Annotated in this window: 18 protein-coding genes and 1 pseudogene; 8 read left to right on the top strand and 11 right to left on the bottom strand. The window is 72.6% G+C overall.

Annotated features, from left to right (window positions below):
* Positions 1-44: 44 nt before the first annotated feature.
* Positions 45-1,328 (bottom strand): hypothetical protein, encoded by a 1,284-nt coding sequence (locus tag ACFV4F_RS31340; RefSeq protein ID WP_380507533.1) that lies wholly within the window; start codon positions 1,326-1,328, stop codon positions 45-47.
* A 431-nt stretch (positions 1,329-1,759) separates the two neighbouring features.
* Here ACFV4F_RS31340 and ACFV4F_RS31335 point away from each other — a divergent pair, with 431 nt between their 5' ends.
* Entirely contained in the window at positions 1,760-2,512 is a 753-nt protein-coding gene (locus tag ACFV4F_RS31335; RefSeq protein ID WP_380498099.1) for a hypothetical protein, read from the top strand.
* 239 nt (positions 2,513-2,751) lie between these two features.
* Positions 2,752-3,270: pseudogene (locus ACFV4F_RS31330) on the top strand (transcriptional regulator); the annotation flags it as partial.
* 518 nt (positions 3,271-3,788) lie between these two features.
* On the opposite strand, the gene ACFV4F_RS31325 reads toward ACFV4F_RS31330, so the two are convergent.
* Positions 3,789-5,129, bottom strand: a complete 1,341-nt coding sequence (locus ACFV4F_RS31325) for a dicarboxylate/amino acid:cation symporter (protein WP_380507530.1) — start codon at positions 5,127-5,129, stop codon at positions 3,789-3,791.
* Positions 5,130-5,560: 431 nt separating this feature from the next.
* Between ACFV4F_RS31325 and ACFV4F_RS31320 the strand changes: the two genes are divergently transcribed.
* Positions 5,561-6,775, top strand: coding sequence for an MFS transporter (locus ACFV4F_RS31320; protein ID WP_380507528.1), 1,215 nt, complete (start codon positions 5,561-5,563; stop codon positions 6,773-6,775).
* Between the two features lie 73 nt (positions 6,776-6,848).
* On the opposite strand, the gene ACFV4F_RS31315 is transcribed toward ACFV4F_RS31320, so the two are convergent.
* The 4 genes from ACFV4F_RS31315 to ACFV4F_RS31300 all read right to left on the bottom strand — a co-directional run bounded on the left by ACFV4F_RS31315 (position 6,849) and on the right by ACFV4F_RS31300 (position 10,381).
* The gene (locus tag ACFV4F_RS31315; RefSeq protein WP_380507525.1) at positions 6,849-7,952 is read right to left on the bottom strand and encodes a LacI family DNA-binding transcriptional regulator; all 1,104 of its coding nucleotides are present in this window, start codon (positions 7,950-7,952) and stop codon (positions 6,849-6,851) included.
* Between the two features lie 32 nt (positions 7,953-7,984).
* A complete protein-coding gene (locus ACFV4F_RS31310; RefSeq protein ID WP_380498103.1) occupies positions 7,985-8,329 on the bottom strand; it encodes a DUF4229 domain-containing protein in 345 nt (114 codons plus the stop codon).
* A 188-nt stretch (positions 8,330-8,517) separates the two neighbouring features.
* Entirely contained in the window at positions 8,518-9,045 is a 528-nt protein-coding gene (locus ACFV4F_RS31305; protein ID WP_380507522.1) for a GNAT family N-acetyltransferase, read from the bottom strand.
* Positions 9,046-9,067: 22 nt separating this feature from the next.
* Positions 9,068-10,381, bottom strand: coding sequence for an MFS transporter (locus tag ACFV4F_RS31300; protein ID WP_380507519.1), 1,314 nt, complete (start codon positions 10,379-10,381; stop codon positions 9,068-9,070).
* Positions 10,382-10,539: 158 nt separating this feature from the next.
* Between ACFV4F_RS31300 and ACFV4F_RS31295 the strand changes: the two genes are divergently transcribed.
* Positions 10,540-11,508, top strand: a complete 969-nt coding sequence (locus ACFV4F_RS31295; RefSeq protein WP_380439961.1) for a GlxA family transcriptional regulator — start codon at positions 10,540-10,542, stop codon at positions 11,506-11,508.
* 488 nt (positions 11,509-11,996) lie between these two features.
* On the opposite strand, the gene ACFV4F_RS31290 is transcribed toward ACFV4F_RS31295, so the two are convergent.
* Entirely contained in the window at positions 11,997-12,476 is a 480-nt protein-coding gene (locus ACFV4F_RS31290; RefSeq protein WP_380498107.1) for an ATP-binding protein, read from the bottom strand.
* A gap of 498 nt (positions 12,477-12,974) precedes the next feature.
* Between ACFV4F_RS31290 and ACFV4F_RS31285 the strand changes: the two genes are divergently transcribed.
* Both ACFV4F_RS31285 and ACFV4F_RS31280 read left to right on the top strand, forming a co-directional pair.
* Complete coding sequence (locus ACFV4F_RS31285) at positions 12,975-13,625, top strand: sigma-70 family RNA polymerase sigma factor (RefSeq protein WP_380507516.1); 651 nt, start codon at positions 12,975-12,977, stop codon at positions 13,623-13,625.
* On the top strand, positions 13,622-14,836 hold the full coding sequence (locus ACFV4F_RS31280) for a zf-HC2 domain-containing protein (RefSeq protein WP_380507514.1): 1,215 nt from the start codon (positions 13,622-13,624) through the stop codon (positions 14,834-14,836). Before ACFV4F_RS31285 ends, ACFV4F_RS31280 begins: the two co-directional genes overlap by 4 nt.
* Positions 14,837-14,917: 81 nt before the next feature.
* Here the strand turns inward: ACFV4F_RS31280 and purU are convergent, their stop codons facing one another.
* Together purU and ACFV4F_RS31270 are read right to left on the bottom strand one after the other, a co-directional pair.
* Entirely contained in the window at positions 14,918-15,784 is an 867-nt protein-coding gene (purU, locus tag ACFV4F_RS31275) for a formyltetrahydrofolate deformylase (RefSeq protein ID WP_380439952.1), read from the bottom strand.
* Between the two features lie 133 nt (positions 15,785-15,917).
* Positions 15,918-16,433, bottom strand: a complete 516-nt coding sequence (locus ACFV4F_RS31270; protein ID WP_380439949.1) for a hypothetical protein — start codon at positions 16,431-16,433, stop codon at positions 15,918-15,920.
* A 176-nt stretch (positions 16,434-16,609) separates the two neighbouring features.
* Here ACFV4F_RS31270 and ACFV4F_RS31265 point away from each other — a divergent pair, with 176 nt between their 5' ends.
* Complete coding sequence (locus ACFV4F_RS31265) at positions 16,610-17,905, top strand: ABC transporter substrate-binding protein (protein WP_380439947.1); 1,296 nt, start codon at positions 16,610-16,612, stop codon at positions 17,903-17,905.
* A 54-nt stretch (positions 17,906-17,959) separates the two neighbouring features.
* On the opposite strand, the gene ACFV4F_RS31260 is transcribed toward ACFV4F_RS31265, so the two are convergent.
* Both ACFV4F_RS31260 and ACFV4F_RS31255 read right to left on the bottom strand, forming a co-directional pair.
* A complete protein-coding gene (locus ACFV4F_RS31260) occupies positions 17,960-19,147 on the bottom strand; it encodes a hypothetical protein (RefSeq protein WP_380507511.1) in 1,188 nt (395 codons plus the stop codon).
* Between the two features lie 168 nt (positions 19,148-19,315).
* Positions 19,316-20,692 (bottom strand): transcriptional regulator, encoded by a 1,377-nt coding sequence (locus tag ACFV4F_RS31255; protein ID WP_380439943.1) that lies wholly within the window; start codon positions 20,690-20,692, stop codon positions 19,316-19,318.
* 315 nt (positions 20,693-21,007) lie between these two features.
* Here ACFV4F_RS31255 and ACFV4F_RS31250 point away from each other — a divergent pair, with 315 nt between their 5' ends.
* A complete protein-coding gene (locus ACFV4F_RS31250; RefSeq protein WP_380440058.1) occupies positions 21,008-21,706 on the top strand; it encodes a bifunctional DNA primase/polymerase in 699 nt (232 codons plus the stop codon).
* Positions 21,707-22,245: the final 539 nt, after the last annotated feature.

Below are 22,245 nucleotides of genomic sequence, written 5' to 3'. Positions count from 1 at the left end.
AGCTTCACCGAATCCGTTGGACTGCCGGGTTAATCCGCTGCGGGTTACCCTGTCTTCAGGATCCATCCCATGTCGGCGAGCGTTTGGGAAATCGGGACGTACCACATTCCGTTGAAGCACGTCGGCGGTCGAGTTCCGGAGTCAGAACCGACCCGGCCGTTGCAGTTGGTCTGCTTGTCAAGCGACGTGATAGTTCCGCGGGCTCGGACCTTGCTTCCGTCTGGCGCGATGACAGGTCCGCCACTGTCCCCGTCGATAGAAGCGATGTCGTTCGAGTCGGTCTGGACAACCTGATCAGTGAACTTGCGCCAGACGCCATTGGGGCCTTGAATCTGCCGATCGACCTGGAGGATTTTCAGGCCACAGTGCACCCCCGAGTTTGCGGCGGAGTGGCAGACGTAGTCGCCGACATTGTTACCACTGTAACCTGAAACCGGAATCCAATCAGCCTCGTTGGGGTCATTCCACGGGCCACCATAGACGCCTGATCCCGATGCCTGACTGTCGCGCGGGACGATGCCGATCGTGTCATCGGCAGCGTTTCCGTCTCCCTCGTTGGCGTAGCCCATGTACTGATCGCTGTACCAGGTCCTGTATGAGCCTGCGCCGCAGTGCCAAGCGGTGGTGACGAAGTTCTTTTCCTGAGCCGAGGGACTATAGACCCCAAAGCCAGTGGAACAAATCGTCCCGCCCGGGGTCTTTATGCCGGCGCCGCCGAGCCACGGCTCGAAGTCTGCACCTCGCGTCAGGTCCTTGACCATCGCTTGGGGGTGGGCGTGGACTTCCACGCCGGCGATGGCAGATGCGATCGCTTCCACCTGCGGCGTCAGCTCTTCGGCGGAGAGCGCCGGAAGGACTGCCCTCATCTGTGGCGCTCGCTCGTCGTCCGTCTCGTAGCCGAGGTCGAGGCCGCTCCCATCGAGCGACGGCCCGATGCTGTTGATGTGGCTCGGCCTTTTCGCCGCGAGCGGGATCGGCTTGCCGTTCGACAACAGCTTCTCACGAGCTGCGTGCAGTTCTGCCTTGGAATACTTAGCAGGCACAACCTGCACGCTCACACCTTTCGGAAGGTCTTGGAGGACACCGCGAACCGCCTCCGGGAGCTCCCCCTTCCAATGCAAGGTGATGCGGCTGGCGCCCGGGTCTACCTCGACTTCAGAGAATCCCGGGATCCGCTCCCGGTTCTGTTCATCCTGCCCTACGGTGATGCGGTCGACGACCCTGTCCAGAGCTTCTTGCCTATTCATGAGCTCGACGACCTCAGGCTTCGCCGCTCCACGCAGTGTGGCTGCGCTGATGCCACCGGCCGACGGCCTCTTCTTGGGCACTTGGCCGGGCTGCGCCGGAGCCGCCGTGGGTGCATCACCCCCCGATATGGCGATGGCCGGAGCGATTGCGGACACCGACGCCAGCAGCACAGTGGCTGGAATTATCCAGGTTCGACCGGAATTATTTTTCTGAGCCATTCAGTTCCCCCCAAATGGATGCAGTTATTCTCCGTGAACGATGCTGCACTCCGAACGGTATCGCCAGGCGAAGCTCGGCGCGTCGCAAATAAAAGCCCCACAAGCGTCCTTATGGCGCTTTTCGGGCGCGGCCCGCAAAGCCTTTACCAGTTCTTCGCAATTGATATAGGGCCACCATGGATGTTCTGCCTAATAGGTGCCGGTTCTCAGCCTGCTTGACTTCGCACACTCCGTGCCGCAAGCATGGCCGTGACTGCCGGGGAGGGCCCGTGACGAAAAGTACCGTCCGCCAGATGTCGAAGCGCGGACGACGGTATCGATTGACCGCCATAGCTGCCATAGCCGTTCTCGGTGGTGGGTTCGCCATCAACACATGGATCAGCCGGGGCCCGGAAGCCAAGGTCTACGAAGGCCCCGTGGCCGGCTACCCACTGCTGGCCAGCTCCGACGGCCAGACCCTGACACTCAGCATCGGCTGGGGCTGCGAAAAGCAGCCCGAACTCGTGGTACGCGAGTCCGCCAACGCAGTGAAGGTCTCCCTGCGGCACACGGCCCGTCCGGGCTTCTGCGACCCCGGCGGCTACGGACAGATCACCGCCCACCTGAACAAGCCGCTCGGTTCCAGGGCGCTGAACGACGCCACCGGCAAGCCCGCCATACACTTCGACGAGCGCAACCTCCTCCGGCCCGCGTTCCTGCCGGAGAACTACTACCCCTCCCCCACAGGCAAGATGGTCTACCTGCCCGGTGTGTCCCCACTGCCGACCGACACCCCCGCCTGGGCCATCGGGTACACACTGGGCACGGAGCCCGACGTACACGGGCACCTGATGATCAGCCAGAGCCTCCGGAACAGCACGCCACCGGACGGCCAGGCCGCCACAGTCAAGGGTCACCCCGCGACCATCACGCAACCGGACCCCAACGGCGGTCCCCGTTCACTGACGTGGTCGGACGGGACCTATACCTTCACCGTCGCCACCGGCGCCCCACCACGGCTCTCGGACGCGGAACTCATCCACGTCGCCGAGAGCCTCGGCAGCTGACACTACGAGAACGACGTCCGGTGGGGCCGTTCACCGAACTCCGGCCAGACGCGGTTTCAACGATCCTCATCAGCCCCCGGCGGAGGAGCCGACGTCCGCCGACGATCAGTGACGTAACCGGCGACGACCCCGGAGAGCTGCGCGTCGTAGTCCTCCGGGGGCACCCACCTCGAAAGGATCTCTGCGATCCAGTCCGCCACCGGATCACTCGCCGGGGCAGTCATGACCGCTCACCCGCCGGGCTCTCCCGAACGCCCGAATCGGACGCGTGTCTCGCCGATCTCTGGGCCCTCGAAGGCCGCGCGCTCGCCAAGCTCGGCGAGAAGCGTGCAGCGGCTCACGCCGTCGTCGCATCGGAGAAGGCCTACGAGAACGTGCAGCTCGCCAACGAGGCCGAGTGGGCTCGGTTCATCGACCCGGCCTACCTCAACGGCGAGCACGCCAACACCTTCCAGGACATCGGCGACGCCGCCGAGTCCGAGCGGTACGCCCGCCTGTCGATCGAACACGCCAGGGCCCAGAAGCGAGCTCGCCGCGGAGCAAGGTCGCAAGCAGCTCTCGCCGTCTCCCACCTCCAGCGCCGGGACCTCGAAGCTGCACATGCGGCCGGCCTGCGGACCCTCACGCTCACCAGCCAGGTGAAGTCGTCCCGCGCCGTCGAGGCTGTCCAGAACCTCAAGCAGCAGATGGTGCCGTTCGGCCGCCACACTCTCGTGGCCGACTTCAACGACCGAGCCCGTGAAGTGCTCGCAGCCTGACCAGCACTCGAAACGCATCGGGCCCTCTCCCTGGCACAGGAGAGGGCCTGTTTCAATGCGCTCGCCCTCCCACGCTTCGGCACCCAGCTCGGGGGAGATGAGATGCCACACACAGGAGATTGAAGCCGCCGCGGCAACCTTGGCGCCGATCTGCGCTGGGATACCAGCCAACTCGTCGATGAGGTTGCCTTTCGGACTGCGGCAGGCCGCGAAATGGAGGAGCCTCCGTCCGCTTCGGCCAAGGCGTCCAGGAACAGCCCTCCAACCTGCGGGTTTCCCGCATGGCTAATCACGACGGTGTCAGCTGGCGGCACCGCCCTCGCCGCTTGGTGGGGACGGAGGTAGGTCTGTGCCGAAATGTTCCTTGCGAGGGACCACCCTCACGGCAGGTCGTCGGTCCACCCACACACAGACATACAGAGAAGCCCGGTACCGCTTGTCACACAGGGCAGACACGGCACCGAGGATGCAAGAAGGGTCCTCTCCCAGCGCCGGGAGAGGACCCTTCTCTGAACCAATCAGGCCGCAGCGGCAGCCTTCGTTGTGGCCTGCGCCGGGATGGTGGCCGGCTCGTTCAGCAGGTCACCGGCCGGGCTGTTGTACGCGACGAGGTCGAGCGTCTTCTCCCGCGCCGCCACGATGACCGGCACCAGCGCCTGCCCGGCGACGTTCGTCGCGGTGCGCATCATGTCGAGGATCGGGTCGATGGCGAGCAGCAGGCCGACGCCCTCCAGGGGCAGGCCCAGGGTGGAGAGGGTCAGGGTCAGCATGACGATCGCGCCGGTGAGGCCCGCGGTGGCGGCCGAGCCGATGACCGAGACGAAGGCGATCAGGATGTAGTCCTTGATGCCGAGGTCGATGTTGTAGACCTGCGCGACGAAGATCGCGGCGATCGACGGGTAGATCGCAGCGCAGCCGTCCATCTTGGTGGTGGCACCGAATGGGACGGCGAAGGACGCGTACTCGCTCGGGACGCCGAGGCGCTCGGTGACGCGGCGGGTGACCGGCAGGGTGCCGACCGAGGAGCGGGAGACGAAGGCCAGCTGGATGGCGGGCCAGGCGCCCCGGTAGAAGTTGAGCGGGTTGAGGCCGCCGGCGAACTTCAGCAGCAGCGAGTAGACGACGAACAGCACCAGCGCGCAGCCGACGTAGATGTCGGCCGTGAGGGTCGCGAAGGGCTTGAGCAGGTCCCAGCCGTACTTGGCGACGGACTTGCCGATCAGGCCGAGGGTGCCGAGCGGGGAGAGCCGGATGACCCACCACAGGGCGGTCTGGGTCAGCTCCAGGACCGACTCGCTGAGCTTGAGGACGGGCTCGGCCTTGGTGCCGAGCTTGATGACGGCGGCGCCGACGACGACCGCCATGAAGACGATCTGCAGCACGTTCACCTCGGTGAACGCGGTGACGATGTTGGTCGGGAAGATGCCGGTCAGGAAGTCGACCCACGTGCCGCCGCCCTTGGGCGCCTTGAGGCCCTCGGTGCTGAGGTTGGTGCCCTTGCCCGGGTCGGTGAGCAGGCCGAGGCCGAGGCCGATGGCGACGGCGATCAGCGAGGTGATCAGGAACCAGAGCAGGGTGCGGACGGCGAGGCGGGCCGCGTTGGTGACATTGCGCAGGTTGGCGACGCTCACCACGATCGCGGTGAAGACCAGCGGCGGGACGGCCAGCTTGAGCAGCTGGACGAAGGTCTTGCCGACGGTCTCCAGGGTGGTGGCCAGCCAGGAGACGTCGCCGGCGCGGGCGACGTAGCCGAGGCCGACGCCGAGCACGAGGCCGGCGACGATCTGCACCCAGAACGGCGTCTTGCGGATGCGGGCGAGCACGGACGGCGACGAGGTCGCCTCGGGCGCTGTGGACATGGGGGTGCGACTCCGGGGGAGGGCGGTGCTGACGGTGGGGTGCGGCGGGGACGGCGGCACGGCGCGCGGGCCGGGCGGTGAGGGCTCGGCCCCCGGTCAGGGGCGTGCCGCCGGAATACAGCAGGCGGCGCGACAACGGCGCGGGCTGTCCACGGCTCCCGGCAGACGGCACGCGCGGGCGGCGGTGGGCGGGGTGCCCAGGCCGTGCATCCGAGGTGCGTCCGAGGGGGTCATGGGCGACACGTTAGCAGTAAAGGTTTGAGATGTTCAAAGTAGTTGTTTGAGGTCAGGGCGGCGCAAGAGCGAGATCCGGACACGAACGAGCCCGACGCACCATCAGGCGGCCACTCCGGTCCGATTGACCGCCCGACGGTTATACGTATAACCTTGACAACGTCCCTGCTCCAGCACGCCCCACCGGAGAACCGCCGATGGGCTATCTCGCCCTGCTCCGCGCCCCCCACGTCAGCCGCCTCCTCTTCGGCACCCTGCTCGGCCGCCTGCCCGCCGGGATGACCGCCCTGGTCATCGCCCTCGCCCTGCGCGAGGCCGGCGCGCCCTACGGCCGGATCGGCCTGGCCACCGCCGTATACGCCCTGGCGGCCGCCGTCGGCGGGCCCGTGCTCGGCCGGATCGTCGACCTCACCGGGCAGCCCCGCGTCCTGATCGCCTCCGCCGTCGTCGCGGGCGGCGGGTACGCGCTGCTCGCCCTCGCGCCCGGCTCGGTGCTCGCCGCGCCGGCCGGCGCCGCGATCGCCGGGCTCGCGATGCCCCCGCTCGAACCCTGCCTGCGCTCGCTGTGGCCGGCCGTGGTCGAGGAGGAACAGTTGGACACCGCCTACGCCTTCGACTCCGCCTCGCAGCAGATCCTCTACGTCGCCGGGCCGCTGGCCGTCGCCGGGATCGCCGGCCTCTTCAGCCCCGTCGCGGCGCTGTGGGTGGCGGCCGGACTGGGCCTCGCGGGCGCGCTGGTCGTCGCCACCGCCGCGCCGGCGCGGGCCTGGCGGGCCCCGGCGCGCGAGCACTCGGCCGGACTGCTGGGCCCGCTGCGCTCCCCCGGCCTGGTGCTGCTGCTGGTCGGACTGGCCGGGGCCGGCTGGGCGGTCGGCGCGCAGAACGTGCTGTTCATCGCCTACGCCGAGCACCACGCGGGCGCCCTGCCCGGCGGTGCCGGCACGCTGCTGGCGCTGGCGGCGCTCGGCGGGCTGCTGGGCGCGCTCGCGTACGGGGCGGTGAAGTGGCGCAGCGGCACGGGCACCCGGACGTGGGTGATGGCGCTGGTGATGGCCGCCTCCTACCTCCCGCTGGTGGTGCTGCCCGGGCCGTACCCGATGGCCGCGCTGGCGTTCGTCTCGGGGATCGTGCTGGCCCCGCTGCTGGCGGCGGCGTTCGTGCTGGTCGCGGAGCTGGCGCCGACCGGGACGGTGACGGAGGCGTTCGCCTGGCTGGTGACGCTGTTCGCGACCGGGAACTCGCTCGGCTACGCCGTGTCCGGGAACCTCGCGGAGGGCTCGCTGCGGCCGGTGGCGCTGTGCGCGGCGGGCGGGATCGGGCTGGGCGGCCTGCTGCTGTTCGGCGCGCGCCGGTGGTTCCGGGCGGTGCCGCTCGCGCCGGTGCCGCAGCCGCAGCCGGTGCCCGTGGGCTGACCGGCCCCCAGAGACGACTGTGTCCGCCGGAGGTCTGGACCGGCGGGCACAGTCATGCGTGGGCCACGGCCGGTCAGCGGGCGGCGGCGGTGGACGAGCGCAGCACGAGCGAGGTCGCGAGCGGCGGCGGCGGGGCCACCCGCTCGCCGCGCAACAGGCCGGCCAGGGCGGCGGTGCCGGCCCGGCCGAGCTCCTCGCCGGGCAGGTCGACGGTGGTCAGCGGCGGGGCGAGCAGGGCGGCGACCGCGACGTTGTCCATGCCGACCACGGACAGGTCGTCGGGCACCCGCACGCCCAGCTCGGCGGCGGCCTGGTAGACCCCCGACGCCACCACGTCGTCGTCGCAGATCACCGCGCGCGGTGCGTCCGGCCGCTCCAGCATCCCGCGGGCGACGTTCCGGGCGGCCGGGTGTCCCTCGTTCAGCCGGACGCCCAACTCGACGACGTCCAGGCCGAGTTCGGCCACCGCCTGCTCGAAGGCGGCCTGCCGGACCCGGAAGGTGTAGGCGGAGTGGATCGAGCGCAGCCGGCCGATCCGGCGGTGGCCGAGGGCGGCCAGGTGCTCGACCGCGGCCCGCATGCCGCCCGCGACGTCGAGCTCGATGGTGGGCCGGGCGCGGTCGGTGCCCGGGTCGGCATCCAGGAAGACGGCAGGGGTGTCGGCGGGCAGCTCGCCGAGCTGACTGTCGTCCGGGGAGCAGATCAGCAGGCCGTCGAAGCGGCTGGTGGTGGCGGCCTCGGCGAGGGTCGCGCTGCCCCAGCCCGAACTGACGACGACGGCCAGGCCGTGCCGCCCGGCCTCCTCGTGGACGCCCTCCAGCACGCGCCCGAAGAACGGGCCGAGGAGGTTGGGGACGGCCAGCAGGATCATCCCGCTGCGGCCCAGGCGCAGCTGGCGGCCGGCCGCCTGGGGGCGGTAGCCGAGGCTGCGGGCGGCCTCGCGGACGCGTTCGCGGGTGGCGTCGGAGACCCGGGAGCCGGCTTCGGAGCCGGAGAACACGAGCGAGACGGTGGCCTGGGAGACCCCGGCGAGCCGGGCGACGTCCCGGCCGGTGGGCCGCCGCGCGGGGGCGGGCCAGGTGCCGGCGGCGCCGTCGGGCGGCGGCGCGGGGGTGTGCGGCGCGGGGGTCTGCGGCTCGGGGGTCCGTGGGAGATCGGCGGAGGCGGAGGCGGACACGGCGGCGGGAGCGGGTCCGGGGCGGTCCGGCCTCAGTTCCGCGCGGCGGCGGCGCGGGCGGCCTCGTCGGCCGCGTCCTCCTCGGCGTTCTGCGCGGCGATCCGATCGGCGGTGCGGCTACGCATCCCGGAGACCTTGGTGGTGATCTGGGCGGACATGTCGTCGCGCTGGCGGCTCAGCAGCACGTAGCTGAGCGGCGCGGAGGCGATCGCGGCCAGCAGGAAGAGGAAGATCACGCCGGTCTGGCCGCTGACCGGGATGACCCCGAAGTGGCCGAGCAGGAGGGCCACCAGCAGGCAGCCGAGGAAGATGCTGACCCGCAGGGAGGTGTAGCGGAGCGTGGCGTGCGACTTGGCGGGGCCGTTGCTGCTGCTCACTGGGGCACGTCCTTCACTGCGCTGGGGGTCGGGGCCGGTCCCCCAGTGAAGCATGCCCGACGGGCGGAGCGGGGGACGGGTCGCCCGTCCCCCGCTCCGGGCCGTCCGGGACGGCCGCCGGCGCGGGTGCCGACGCAGGTGCCGGCGCGGGTGCCGGCGCGGGTGCCGGCGCGGGCCGGGCCCGGCCGTCAGCGCAGGTCGAGCCAGAAGGTGATGTCGTCGCGGTCGTCCCCCGGGGCGACCCGGATCGCGCCGGGGACCCGGCCGACCTCGCGGTAGCCGCAGCGGGCGTAGAACCGCTCCAGGCCCTGGCCGCCGCGCGCCGTCAGCCGCAGGCCGTCCAGCCCCCACTCCCGGGCGGCCCGCTCGGCCTCGGCCATCAACTCGACGCCGTACCCGCGGCCCTGGGCGTCGGGGTGCACCATGACGCGCTTGAGCATCCGCCAGTGCTCCATGAGGTTGAAGCGCATCGACTCGAAGAAGAGCACCCCGACCAGCCGGCCGGTCTCCGTCTCGTGGGCGACGAGCAGGCGGTCCGGCCCCTCGGGGACGAGTCCGGCGAAGTGGTGGTCGGCGGTGTCCCAGACGTCGTCCTCCGTGACCGGCGCCACGAAGCCGACGGCCCCGCCGGCGTTGGTGACGTCGGTCCACAGGCCGACGATCGCGGCCCGCAGGTCGGGGTCGGGCTTCGGGTCGAGGGTGAAGGTGAGCGTCATGGGTGCGGAGCCTAATCGGTCGTTACGACAGGGCGGGGACGGGCCGAGCGGGACAGGTGCCGCGGAGCGCCAGGCAGAGGCCGACGGCGATCGCGCAGAGGGCGCCGGCGCCGTACCAGGTGGCGTCGTAGTTGCCGAGCGCGTCCCGGGCGAAGCCGGCCAGCCCGGCCACCACGGCCGCGCCGATCTGGTGGCTGGCGAGCACCCAGCCGAAGACGATCGGCGCGTCCTCGCCGAAGTGCCGGCGGCACAGGGCGACGGTCGGCGGCACGGTGGCCACCCAGTCCAGGCCGTAGAAGATCACGAAGGCGAGGATCGGCGGCTGCAGCGAGCCGGCCAGCAGCTGCGGCAGGAGGAGCAGGGAGATCCCGCGCAGCCCGTAGTAGACGACCAGCAGGAGGCGGGAGTCGACGCGGTCGGTGAACCAGCCGCTGGCGATGGTGCCGACCACGTCGAACAGGCCGATCATGGCGAGCAGGCTCGCCGCCGTCGTGACGGGCATGCCGTGGTCGTGGGCGGCCGGGATGAAGTGGGTGCCGACCAGGCCGGCCGTGGTGGCGCCGCAGATCGCGAAGGAGCCGGCGAGCAGCCAGAACGCCCGGGTGCGGGCGGCGTCGCGCAGCACGCGCAGGGTGCGGGCCAGCGCCCGGCCGTCGGCGGCGGGGGCGGGCGGGGCCTCGGTCGCGCCGTAGGGCAGGAGGCCGATGTCGGCGGGGCGCTCGCGCATCAGGAGCAGGACCGGGACGGCGACCGCGCTGGCCGCGAGCGAGACGACGACCACCGCCGAGCGCCAGCCGTGGTGTTCGACCAGCCAGGCGCCGACCGGAAGGAAGATCAGGTTGCCCGCGGCGCCGGCGGCCGTCAGCACGCCGGTGACCAGGCCCTGGCGGGCGCGGAACCAGCGGCCGGTGATGGTGGTGGCGAACGCGCCGGCCATCGAGCCGCTGCCGAGACCGACCAACACGCCCCAGCAGAGCACCAGTTGCCACGGCTCGCGCATCAGCATGGTGAGCCCGGAGCCGACCGAGATGGTGAGCAGCGCGCAGACGACGACCAGGCGCACGCCGAAGCGGTCCATCAGGGCGGCGGCGAAGGGGGCGGTGAGTCCGTAGAGGGTGAGGTTGACGGAGGTGGCGCTGGAGATGGTCCCGAGCGACCAGCCGAACTCGTTGTGCAGGGCGTCCATCATCAGGCTGGGCGTGGAGCGGAAGCCGGCCGAGCCGAGCAGCACCAGCAGGGAGACGCCGGCGACCACCCAGGCGTAGTGCACGCGCCGGGCGGGGCGGGCGGGTGTGGCGGCGGAGGTGGTGGGGGCGAGGACGTTGCGTTCGGTCACGCGGTCGAGTCTCCCGGGGCGGCCGGACGGCGACGAGTGGCCTGAATGCCAGCTTTCGAAAGAATCGGGCCACGATCTGGCCTAGGCTGGCCCGGCCCGCAGCCGTACGGGCCATGCGGGCCATGCGGGCCATGACGGAAGGAACGAGGAGGAACGAGATGGCGCACCTGGTCGCGGTCCTGGCCCTGAAGGGAGTCATCGCCTTCGAACTCGGCATCCCCGCAAGGATCTTCGGCGGCGCGAAGGGGCCCGGCGGCGAGCCGCTGTACGAGGTGGCGACCTGTACGCTGGACGGCCGGCCGGTCGCCACCAGCGCCGACTTCCGGGTGGCCGTCGACCACGGGCCCGAACTCCTGGAGCGGGCCGACACGGTGGTGATCCCGGCCTCGGCCGACGCCAGCCCGGCCACCGCCGACGCCGCCTACACCCCCGAACTCGCCGCCGCGATCGCCCGGATCCGGCCCGGCACCCGGCTGATGTCGATCTGCACCGGCTCCTTCCTGCTCGCCGCCGCCGGCCTGCTGGACGGCCGCCCGGCCACCACGCACTGGCGCTACACCGAGCGCTTCGCCGAGCTGTACCCGCGGGTCCGGCTGGACCCCGACGTGCTCTACACGGACGACGGCGACGTCCTCACCTCCGGCGGGGTGGCCGCCGGGGTGGACCTGTGCCTGCACGTGGTGCGGCGCGACCACGGCAGCGCGGTCGCCAACGCGGTGGCCCGCAACTGCCTCGTCCCGCCGTGGCGCGAGGGCGGCCAGAAGCAGTACGTGGAGGCCCCGAGCCCGGTGGAGCACGGCGGCACCGGGACGGCGGCGGTCCGCGCGTGGGCGCTGGAGCACCTGGACGAACCGCTCGCCCTGCGTCAGCTCGCCGACCGTGCGGGGATGAGCGTGCGGACGTTCACCCGTCGCTTCCGCGAGGAGACCGGCAGCAGTCCGGGCCAGTGGCTCACCGTCCAGCGCACCGAGCGCGCCCGGCAGTTGCTGGAGCGCACCGACCTGACGATCGACCAGGTGGCCCGGGAGTCCGGCTTCGGCACCGCGGCCTCACTGCGGCTCCAGCTGCGCGGACGCCTCGACGTCGCGCCGAGCGCCTACCGCAGGACGTTCCGGGCGGTGTCCTGAACTCGACGGCGAACCGGACGGCGAATCGGATGACGACTCGACGACGACCCGACGACGACCCGGACGATGGACCGGATGACGAGTCGGATGGCGGCCGGCCGTGCACACCCCGAGCGCGGCACGGCGGGCCGCCATCCGATCGCAACGCACGGGCCCTGAACCCGCACCGGCGCTCCGCACTCGCCGAGGAGGTCGCACCCCTGGCAGGCCGTGGTCCCCCCTGCTGACACGATCCCCCTGGACAGCAGCACCACGACGGCCGTACGGGTGTCCCCTCGGCGTCCCCTCGCGACGGAGAGCTGCACCCAAGCGTGATCAGTCGGATACGTCACGTCAATGGGTTGTCGGAAATTCGGAATGGTTGCGTCAGGTTTCGGCCGGTGATCGTTGCGGCGGTCGCGCCCCTGGTCGGCCCGCTGATCCTGGTCGACCCGGTGATCGTGGTCGGCCCGCTGATCCTGGTCGGCCCGCCGATCGCGACGCGGCGCCTACTGCGCGAGCGCCGCCCAGTCCACGCCCGCCAGCGGGTCCGCCGGCCGGGCGTCCGCGCCGATCTCGCACCACACCCGCTTGCCCGAGCCGTCCGGGTACCAGCCCCAGCGCTCGCAGAGCAGCTCGACCAGTTCCAGGCCGCGCCCGTTGGTGGCGTCGGCGTCCGGGCCCGCGTGCCGGGGGGCCGGCGCCACCTGGCTCGCGTCCGCGACCTCCACCCGCAGCGGGACGGCCGGCGCCGGGGCGCCCGCCGGGGCGGCGCAGTCCACCGGCAGGCACAGCCGCAGCACGGCCGGACAGCCGGTGTGCACCACGGCGTTGGTCACCAGCTCGGAGACCACCAGCACCACCGTCTCGGCCATCGGCGCGTCCGGGTCGACCCCGTGGTTCAACAGCCGCGAGCGCACCCACCGGCGGGCCCGGCCCACCTCGGCGGGATCCGCCTGCACCGCCAGCTGTACCTGAAGAACCTGCACCGCTCCACCACCCGCACTCGCAGTTCGGCCATCGTCCCGATCGGGCCGGTTCGGCCGGCCGGCAGGGCCGTCGCACGTCCCACCCGGTGCTGGCCGCGACACGAATACGCCTCAGGATGAGCGGGCGGACGGACCGCAGCAAGCGCTTCGGGCATATTCCAGCGATCGGGGGACAGGGCAGTGCATACTGTCCCGTTCACTCTGGCGAACCTCGCACCGGCGCTCGGCCGGACCGCGGCCGACCACGCCGGACCGGCAGTGGCGAACCTACCGCCGCACACCCCCGACACCCGGCCCGCCACTCGCGAACCACCCGTGCGACATATGTCCGACCGTTCTCGAACAGCGGCATCGGCGGACGGTCCCACGAGCCGAACGTCCCACCATGTGACGATCCGAAACTCGGCGTTCCCTTCTTCGGGGATTCCTCCCGCCGCCCGACGGCCGCAAGATACCGTTGAGTAAGCCAGCGGACCCCGGTCAGGAGGGTGGTGTGCGATGGCCGCCCCCGGCCCGATGGCCACCCCGGACCGCGGTGCCGCGACGGCCGCGGACGCCGGCCCCCGCTGGGACGAGCAGCTCCAGCGGCGCCTCGCCCGCGGCGAGGAGACCGCGCTCGGCGAACTCTACGACCTGCTCGCGCCGATGGTGCACGGGCTCGCCGGGCGGATACTGGCCGACCAGGCCGCCGCCGCCCAGCTCACCCGCGAGGTCTTCGCCCACGTGTGGGAGCACCCCGCGGCCTTCGACCCCGCCCAGGGCTCGCTGCGCTCCTGGCTCGGCGCGCTCACCCACCGCCGTGCCGTCGACCGGCTGCGCCTGCGCCGGGCCGCCGAACCGGGCGCCGGGCCCGGGTCCGCCGAGGACGAGATCCGCGAGGTCGCCACCGCCGCGCGCATGCAATACGTGGTCGACTCCCTCCCCCACAGCCTGCGTGAGACGATCGCCGTGACGTACTACGACGGCCGCACCTACCAGGAGACGGCCCGCCGGCTCGGCATCGGCGAGCAGGCCGCCAAGCAGCGGATGCGGCTCGGTCTGGAGCTGCTCGCCACCGAACTGGCCGACGAGCGCGCCCGCCAGTGCGGCCGGACCGCTCGGGACGGGGCCCGCGGCCGGACCGCACAGGACGGGAACGGGGGCACGTGACGACCACCGGGGAGCAGCACGACGCCCTGCGCTCGCTGCTCGGCGCCTGGGCCCTCGGCGCGTGCCCGCCCGCCGAGGCCGCCGAACTCGAACTCCACCTGCGTGCCTGCGCGGAGTGCGCCGAGGAGGCCGCGCGGCTGCGCGAGGCGGCCGGCTGGCTCGCCGTGGACGAGCCGCTCGACCAGCCGGGCCCGCTGCGCCAGCAGGTGCTCGACTGGTGCCTGGCCCGCCGCCCGGCCGAACTGCCCGTCCCCGCCTGGGGAGTTCCGTACGCGGCGGAGACCGCCAAGCTCGACGCGCTGCTGCGCGACCTCGGCCCGGAGGAGTGGCAGGAGGTCGCCGAACTCCCGTGGCACGGCGGCACCGAGTACCTGCGCCCGGCCGAGGTGCTGTGCCACCTGACCGCCGTCGACGGCTACGTGGCGCTCGCCCTCGGCCTGCCGGACCCGGTGCCGGCCGTCCCGGGCACCGCCGTCACGCCGGTCGAACGCCGGGTGCCGCCGCAGGAGCCGGACGCCCGGCCGCGGCCGCCGCGGGTGCCGCCGCAGGGCGGCCGGTACGCCGGGATCACCGAGCGCACCGCGCGGCTGCTCGCCGGGGCGGCCGGCGCTCCGCCGCAGTCGGTGCGGGCCCGCTGGCGGCGGCAGACCCACGACCTGGTGCGCACCGCCGCCCTCGCCCCGCAGGGCAGCACGCCGGTGGACTTCGGCTTCGCCGCCGTGCCGCTGCGCGACGCGTTCGTGGACCGCGCCTTCGAGTGCTTCGTGCACGGCGAGGACGTGGCCCGTGCGGTGGCCTACCCGTACGACCCGCCGGCGCCGCAGCACCTGCGGCAGATGGTGGAGCTGGCGGTCCGGATGGTCCCGCACGCGCTGGCCGGGCTGCGGGCCGCCCAGCCGGCCGGAGTGGCCGGAGTGGCCGGGCCGCCCGGGACCGGGCGGGGCGGGCGGCGGCTGCGGCTGGTGATCGACGGCCCGGCGGCCGGCGAGTGGCTGATCCCGCTGGACGGCCCGGACGACGGCCGCGGGGACGGCCGCGCGGAGGTCCGGCCGGGCGGCGAGCCGGTGGCGTCGATGGTGCTGGACGGGCTGGAGTTCTGCCAGCTGGCCGCCGCGCACCGCGATCCCGAGCGGGTGCCGGTCGGCGAGCACGGCGACCGCGCCGCGATCCGCGAGGTGCTGCGCGCGGTGCCGCTGCTGTCGCGGCCCTGAGCAAGCCCGAGCCCTGAGCAACCCCGAGCGGCCCGAGCGACGCCGAGCAACCCCCGGAAGCAACCCCGAGGGACCCGCCCGTCAGGCGAAGACGACCGTCCGGCTGCCGTTGAGCAGCACGCGGTGCTCACTGTGCCACTTGACCGCGCGGGCCAGCGCCTGGCACTCGACGTCCCGGCCGAGCGCGACCAGCTGGTCCGGGGTGACGTCGTGGGTGACCCGGGCCACCTCCTGCTCGATGATCGGGCCCTCGTCGAGGTCGGCGGTGACGTAGTGCGCGGTGGCGCCGATCAGCTTCACGCCGCGGGCGTGCGCCTGGTGGTAGGGCTTGGCGCCCTTGAAGCTCGGCAGGAAGGAATGGTGGATGTTGATCACCCGGCCGGACAGCGCCTTGCACAGGTCGTCCGAGAGCACCTGCATGTAGCGCGCCAGCACGACGAGTTCGACGTTCTCGCGCTCCACCAGGTCGAGCAGCTGCCGCTCGGCGTCGGCCTTGGTGTCCCGGGTGACGGGGATGTGGTGGAAGGGGATGCCGAAGCCCTCGGTGAGGTCGCGGAAGTCGGTGTGGTTGGAGACCACCGCGGCGATCTCCACCGGCAGCGCGCCGATCCGGCTGCGGAACAGCAGGTCGTTGAGGCAGTGCCCGAACTTGCTGACCATGAGGACGATCCGCATCCGCTCCTCGGTCGGGTGGATCTGCCACTCCATGCCGAACGAGGCGCCGATCGCGGCGAAGCTGGCCCGCAGCTTGTCCGCGGTGACCGGCTCGGCGGCCGAGAAGTGCACCCGCATGAAGAACAGGCCGCTCTCCCCGTCCCCGAACTGCTGGCTGTCGATGATGTTGCAGCCGGTCATGAAGAGGTAGCTGGAGACCGCGTGGACGATGCCCTGCTTGTCGGGGCAGGACAGCGTGAGGACGTACTGGGCACTGGCCGGCTGCTGTTCCACGTGGGGGTATCCCGTCCTATGGTCGTGCGGTTCGTGAATGGTCCAGCGTGTCACATCCTGGACAGCACCCGTCCCGGTGCCCGTACTGCGGGACGGCACCGCCCGTTCCGCAGCACGGGCACCGGGCCCCCGCTCAGACCGAGGTCAGGATCCGCAGCACGTCCAGCGACTTGGGCGCCGCGTCCGGGTCGTCCCCGTCGTTGACCGCCAGCAGCACGTGCGCCTCGCGCGCGGCCCGGACGGCCTCGGGCCAGCCGGGGTGGCCGACGTAGGCGGTGGCCGGGGCGTCCGCGCCGACCTCGTGCAGCAGGCTGACCACCCGCAGCACGGCGACGTCCACCAGGGCGGCCTCGGTCGCGTCGCGGAAGATCGCGCCGACGTACTTCTCGGCGGACCAGCGGTCCAGCCAGGTGTCCTCCACGAGCCGGTAGACGGCGTCGGTCACGTCCCCGTACCCCTCCCGGCCGGACAGCCAGGCCTCCTGCTGGAAGGCGGGGTCGGACAGCATGTGCAGGGCCGAGCGCAGTCGGGCTCGCCAGCGCCACCAGGGCAGGTCGTTGAGCGGCATGCCGCCCATCGTGCTGGAGCGGTGGCCCGGACGAGAAGGGTTTCGGGCGGACCGGTGCGAAGAATCTGTGCTGGCGGACATGGGGAACGATCGTACGTTCCCGTGCTGTTCGTGCTCCACTCGCGGGATCTACACGCGTTCCCCTCGGGAGTTCGGCACCCGTTTTCCGAGCGTTCACATTTCGGTCCTCTCGGCTTGTGCCGCCGGGGCTTGGCTTGCTCCGGTGCGCCGGAGGGCGCCCCAGAGAGGGAAGACCGATGACCCGCCGAAGGGACACCTTCCAGGCCCGGAACCAGATCGCGCGGCAGCGCCGGACCGCGCGCCGCCCGATCGCCGCCGCCGCGATCGCCGCGGCCCTGCTCCCCACCCTCTTCTCGGCCTCCGCGTGCGGCGGACCGGCCGATGCCACGACCGGCTCCGACCTCACCGTCATGACCTGGGCGCCGGCCGGCACCGGCTCGGCCGACCGGCCCGGCATGACGGCGCTCGCCGAGGCCATCGGACGCGACGTGAACAACAAGGGCGGCTTAAACGGACGACGGCTGCGGGTGCTCACCTGCAACGAGCACAACGACGCCGAGGGTGCCAAGGCGTGCGCGCAGCAGGCGGTGGACAACAAGGCGGTCGCCGTCATCGGCTCCTACAGCCAGTGGGGCGACGCCTTCATGCCCGTCCTGGAGCGTGCCGGGATCCCGCTGATCGGCGGCTACGGCCTCTCCCAGCCGGAGTTCAGCAGCCCGCTGTCCTACCCGGTGGACGGCGGCATGCCCGCGCTCATCGGCGGCAGCGGCCGCCAGCTGGTCGACGCCGGGTGCAGATACGTTTCCCTGGTGCGCCCGGACACCCCGGCCGGCGACAACCTGCTCGGCTACCTGGCCAACGCGCTCAAGCCCGCCGGGCTCAAGCTGCTCGACGTCAAGGCGCCCGAGAAGTCCAACGACTACACGCCGGTGGTGCGCAAGGCGATCGGCAAGGACGAGCCGGGCAACTGCGTGACCATCGCGCTCGGCGCCGAGCCGACCGGCAACCTGCTGGACGCCTACCGGCGGCTGGGCCCGAGGAACACCAGGATCGCCTCGGTGATCGGCAGCGTGCAGCAGTCGGTGGTCGACTCCACCGGCGGCGACAGCGGACCGCTGGGCGGCGCGTTCGTCACCAGCTGGTACCCGCCGGAGTCGGCCAAGGTGTGGGACGGGCTGCGTGACGTCGTGCGCGCCGACGGCCGGACCATCGACGTGTCCGACCCCGGCGTGGAGACCACCTGGGTCGCGTACGAGGTGTTCCGCGTCGTCTCCGACAAGCTGACCTCGGCCGGCAAGGCGGTCGACTCGAAGACGATCACCGCCCTGCTGGACAGCGGCGAGGGCGTCGACGTCGGCCTCACCCCGCCGCTGAGCTGGGGCACCACCAACATGCTGCCCAGCACCGAGTCGCCGCGGCTGGTGAACACCTGGGTCACCTACCAGGTGGTGAAGGGCGGCCGGATGACCCTGCAGCAGCCGGGCTTCGTCGACGTCCGCTGGGTGCTCACGGGCAGCAAGCCCCCGGCGTGACGGTGTGCGGGCCGCCCTCGTGAGGCGCGGGCGGCCCGCCCCTCCGACGCCCTCCTACAGGTCGCCGTCGCCGCGGCTCGGCAGGCCGGTCTGCGTCGCGATCGCGTTCCAGAGCGTGGATGCCTGCTTCTTGGCGTTCGTCGCCGAGCCGCTGGCCGTGACCGCGTTCTTGTAGTGCTGGTTGTCCTGCTTGCCGCACGCACCCGGGGCCTGCGAGTCCGAGGCCCAGGCCGCGTACTCGTCGTCCGCCTGCGCCGAGGCCGTCCAGGCCGCGTTGAGCTGCTCGACCAGCTGCGCACCACCGGGCAGCTTGTCGGTCTTCAGCTGGCCGAGCTTGGTCTGCAGCTCGCGCCGCTTGCCGGCCGCGGCGGTCAGCGCCTGCTGCGACTCCGGCAGCTGGTTGCACTTCTGCACGGCGCCGACCGCGTTCACGACCGCCGAGCGGCTGTCGCTCGCGGTGCCCAGCAGGTCCGACAGCGGCTGCGCCTGCGCCTTGACCTCCGGGTCGACGGCGGCCGCCGAACCGCTCGCGCCCGCCGGGCCGGTCGAGGCGCTGCCGGCCGAGGCCACCGGCGGGGTCTTCTTCTTGTCGCCGCTCGTGCTGTCGTCGCCGCCGCTCATCAGCACGGCGACGAGGATCCCGGCCGCGGCGCAGCCGGCCACCACGCCGCCGATGATCAGCTTCGAGGACGGGCGTCCGCCGCCGCGCTCCTCGCGGACCGGCACGGCGGTGGTCTGGTACTCGGCGCCGGAGTAGTCGACACCGGAGTAGCCGGGCTGGACCGGCTGCGGGTGGGCGGCCGGCGGGTAGCCCTGGTGGCCGTACGCCTGGTCCGGCTGCGGTGCGTAGCCGGGCGCCTGCTGCGGGTAGCCGGGGGCGCCCGGGTAGCCGCCGGCCTGCGGGTCCCCGGTCGGGTACGGCGGGAGGTGCTGGGTCTCCGGCGCCGGGGCGCCCTGCGGGTAGCCCTGGGCCCCGGGGGCCGGGGCGCCGCCCCACGGCGCGCCCTGGGCCGGCATGGCCTGCGTCGGCAGCGCGTGCCCGCCCTCGCCCAGGTACTCCGGCTGCCCGGACGGCTGCCCCACCGGCGGCATCTGCTGGCCGGGGGCGCCCTGCGGCTGGCCCGGCTGACCCGCCTGACCTGGCACGACGGCCTGCGGGCCGTGCTGCTGGCCGGGCTCCGGGCGGAACAGGTCGTCCAGGTTGAAGTCACCCGAGTTGGGATACGAGCGGCGCTGGCTCAACGCGATTCCTCACCTGTGCACGACCGCGCGCTGACGGCGGACCACATCTCGTCGGTTCTTGGGAGCATCACAGTTCCTTGGACGTCGCGCCCACGCTACCGGTTCGCCTCACCGGGTGACCACGTGGGCGGGACATCACGACCTGCTCCCCCGCGGGGGCCGATCCGCTCAGGCGGCCTCCGCGTCCGCCCTGGCGTGGAACTCGCGGACCACCCGCTGCTCCCGGTAGGGCTCCAGCCGGCGCCGGAACTCGTCCAGGTACTCCACGCCCCGGTTGGAGCGCAGCCCGCTCAGCAACCGGACCGCCTGCGCGCCCGTCTCGCAGGCGCGCTCCAGGTCCCGCTGCTGCAGCTGCGCCGTGGCCAGCAGGACCAGGTCCACCGCGCGGCGGCGCACCCGCGTCGGCGGATGCAGGTCGAGCGCCCGGCGGGCGTAGTGCTCGGCCTGGCCGGCCTGTTCCAGGTCCCGGTGGCAGTGGGCCAGCTCGTCGGCGAGGTAGGCGTCGTCGAAGTGGACGATCCAGTCCGGGTCGTCCTCCGGGCGGCGCTTCTCCATCATCTCCAGTGCCTTGGCCGCGACCGCCTCGCACGAGCGGGCGTCTCCGAGCAGCGCGTGGCCGCGGGCCTCGGCCGCGTAGAACATCGCCATCGCCGTCGGGGTGGCCACCGTCCGCGCGCCCTCCTGCGCGGCGCGGGCGAGTTGGGCGATCTCGCGCGGGTTGCCCAGCGTCGCCGCGAGGTGGCTCATCGAGGCCGCGAGGACGTAGCCGCCGTAGCCGCGGTCGTCCGCCGCCTGCGCGAGGCGCAGCGCCTGGATGTAGTAGCGCTGGGCGAGTCCGGGCTGTCCGGTGTCCACCGCCATGTAGCCGGCCAGCTCGGTCAACCTCGCCACCGCGGCGAAGAGTTGGCGCCCGGTCTCCTCGCGGTAGGCCCCGCCGAGCAGGCCGGAGACCACCGAGTTGAGGTAGTGGACGACGACCGGGCGCACGTGCCCGCTGCCGAAGCGGTGGTCCAGGTCCACCAGCATCGTCGTGGTCGCCTTGATCGCCGCGACGTCCGTCGGGCCGACCCGCGGACCGCCGGTGCGCGCCACCACCGGGTCCGGCGGGGTGATCAGCCAGTCCCGGCTGGGCTCCACCAGGGCGGAGGCGGCGACCGTCGCCCCGGTCAGGAAGTCCCGCCGGCCGACGTCGCTGCGCCAGAGCTCGCAGACCTGCTCCAGGGCCGCGCCCAGGGTCGGCGCGAACTGCAGCCCGATGCCGGAGCTGAGGTTCTTGCCGTCCGCCATGCCGATCTCCTCGACCGACACGCTGCGGCCGAGCTTGCGGCCCAGGGCCTCGGCGATCACCGCCGGCGCCTGCCCGCGCGGCTGTTGGCCGCGCAGCCACCGGGCGACGGAGGTCTTGTCGTAGCGCAGGTCCAGTCCGTGCTCGGCGCCGCAGAGGTTGACTCTCCGGGCCAGGCCGGCATTGGAGCAGCTGGCCTCCTGGATCAGTTGCTGCAGACGCTCGTTGGGCTGTCGTGCGACGAGTGGTCTCGCGGCCATTGGGCTTCGCCTCCCCACACCCTCCGGTCCCGGCCGGCGGGCGACGATTCTGCTGATCTGTTGCCGACTGTCCGACCGTCCAAGGAATCTGACACCAGGTTAGCGATCAGCAACGCCAGCGGGATACCCACGGTGACGAACCGCACCCCCCACGCGCCCTGGGAAATGCTCCCGTGCGCCCCCTCTGCGCCCGCCCCCGCCCGCCCCAACTCGGTTGAGTCACCGGTTCGGGTGACATTGCCATCATGCGCCCATCCGGGCACCGCGGGGCCGTAACCAGGCTCACACACGGTAGTTGAGCAGCGCGTGGAAGACATCCCCGACTCCCCCGACCAGGGCAAGAACGCCGGACTGCCCCCGCTGCTCATCGAAGCCGTCAGCTACGCCGAGAACCGCCACTGGGAGGTCGCCCCGGGCGCCTGGCTGATCGACGGCGACGGGCCCGCCCGCTGCTCCTGCGGCGACCCGCGCTGCCCGCTGCCCGGCGCCCATCCGCTGGACGCGGACTGGGCCCGCAAGGCGAGCGCCGGCCCCGGGGCGGTGCGGCGCTGGTGGACCGAACGGCCGCAGGCCTCCATCCTGCTGCCCACCGGCCGCTCCTTCGACGTCCTGGACGTCCCGGAGGTGGCCGGCTGCCTGGCGCTGGCCCGGATGGAGCGGCAGGACCTCCAGCTCGGCCCGGTCGTGGCCGTCCCCGCCTCCCCCGGCCGGATCGGGCGCCGGCTGCACTTCCTGGTGCTGCCCGGGGTCGCGGCCAAGCTCCCGGAGATGCTCCGCAAGCTCGGCTGGCCGCCCGGCCGGCTCGACCTGGTCGCCCGCGGCGAGGGGGACTGGACGGTCGCCCCGCCGTCCCGGGTCGGCAGCACCGGGTACGCCCAGTGGGCCCGTTCCCCCTCGGCGCTCAACCGCTGGCTGCCGGACGCCGCGGAGCTCATCAGCCCGCTGGCGTACGCGTGCGGCCGCGAGGCCCCCTCGGCCCGCCCGCAGAACGCCCAGCCGGCGGGGGTGCACTGAGGCCGTGGTGCGCCGGAGGGACGTCGGCCGGGCCGTTCGGCCCAGCCGGATTCACCCTCCCCCGGACAGCCGCCCTGCGCCTATCGGGTGAGGGCGTGCGCCGCGCGACACAACGCGCGCGAGTGACGGGCCTTGTCTCCCACCGGAGGCGGGGCCCGTCATACGCATGTGCGGATAAAGGCCCGGTCTACCCGCTGGTCAACCGGAGAAGCCCCTCGTACGAGTGACAGCGCTCAAGGATTGCCATGATCGGCCGAGGGGAGGAATCCGGTGCGAGGGGACGCCGGAAGGGACGCTCGGACGGGGAAGCCGGGCGGGGCGGTGCGGAGGGGAAGCGGGAGGGACCGGAGGGGACGGGAGGGAAGAGGGGGACCGGGGAGGACGAAGAGGCCCGCTGCACGGGGAGCAGCGGGCCTCTTCGTCGTGTGCGACCTCGTACGACCCGTGTGCAGCCGCGTGCCGCCGATGTGCCCTCGCGTGCGCCGTCGTGCGCCGCCGACGGCGCGGACGGCCTGGCGGCTCGGACGGCTCGGCGGCGG

The sequence above is a fragment of the Kitasatospora sp. NPDC059722 genome (genome assembly GCF_042733235.1).
Classification (GTDB): domain Bacteria; phylum Actinomycetota; class Actinomycetes; order Streptomycetales; family Streptomycetaceae; genus Kitasatospora.
The sequence above is the reverse complement of the archived record's forward strand: the minus strand, read 5'-3'. Positions and strand labels throughout refer to the sequence as shown.

Excerpts from the sequence above, each read along its gene's own strand:
- ACFV4F_RS31295 (WP_380439961.1), top strand. The coding sequence starts at position 10,540 with ATGGCGCACCTGGTCGCGGTCCTGGCCCTGAAGGGAGTCATCGCCTTC.
- ACFV4F_RS31265 (WP_380439947.1), top strand. The coding sequence starts at position 16,610 with ATGACCCGCCGAAGGGACACCTTCCAGGCCCGGAACCAGATCGCGCGG.
- ACFV4F_RS31255 (WP_380439943.1), bottom strand. The coding sequence starts at position 20,692 with ATGGCCGCGAGACCACTCGTCGCACGACAGCCCAACGAGCGTCTGCAG.
- ACFV4F_RS31325 (WP_380507530.1), bottom strand. The coding sequence starts at position 5,129 with ATGTCCACAGCGCCCGAGGCGACCTCGTCGCCGTCCGTGCTCGCCCGC.
- ACFV4F_RS31320 (WP_380507528.1), top strand. The coding sequence starts at position 5,561 with ATGGGCTATCTCGCCCTGCTCCGCGCCCCCCACGTCAGCCGCCTCCTC.
- ACFV4F_RS31285 (WP_380507516.1), top strand. The coding sequence starts at position 12,975 with ATGGCCGCCCCCGGCCCGATGGCCACCCCGGACCGCGGTGCCGCGACG.
- ACFV4F_RS31335 (WP_380498099.1), top strand. The coding sequence starts at position 1,760 with ATGTCGAAGCGCGGACGACGGTATCGATTGACCGCCATAGCTGCCATA.
- ACFV4F_RS31305 (WP_380507522.1), bottom strand. The coding sequence starts at position 9,045 with ATGACGCTCACCTTCACCCTCGACCCGAAGCCCGACCCCGACCTGCGG.
- ACFV4F_RS31270 (WP_380439949.1), bottom strand. The coding sequence starts at position 16,433 with ATGTCCGCCAGCACAGATTCTTCGCACCGGTCCGCCCGAAACCCTTCT.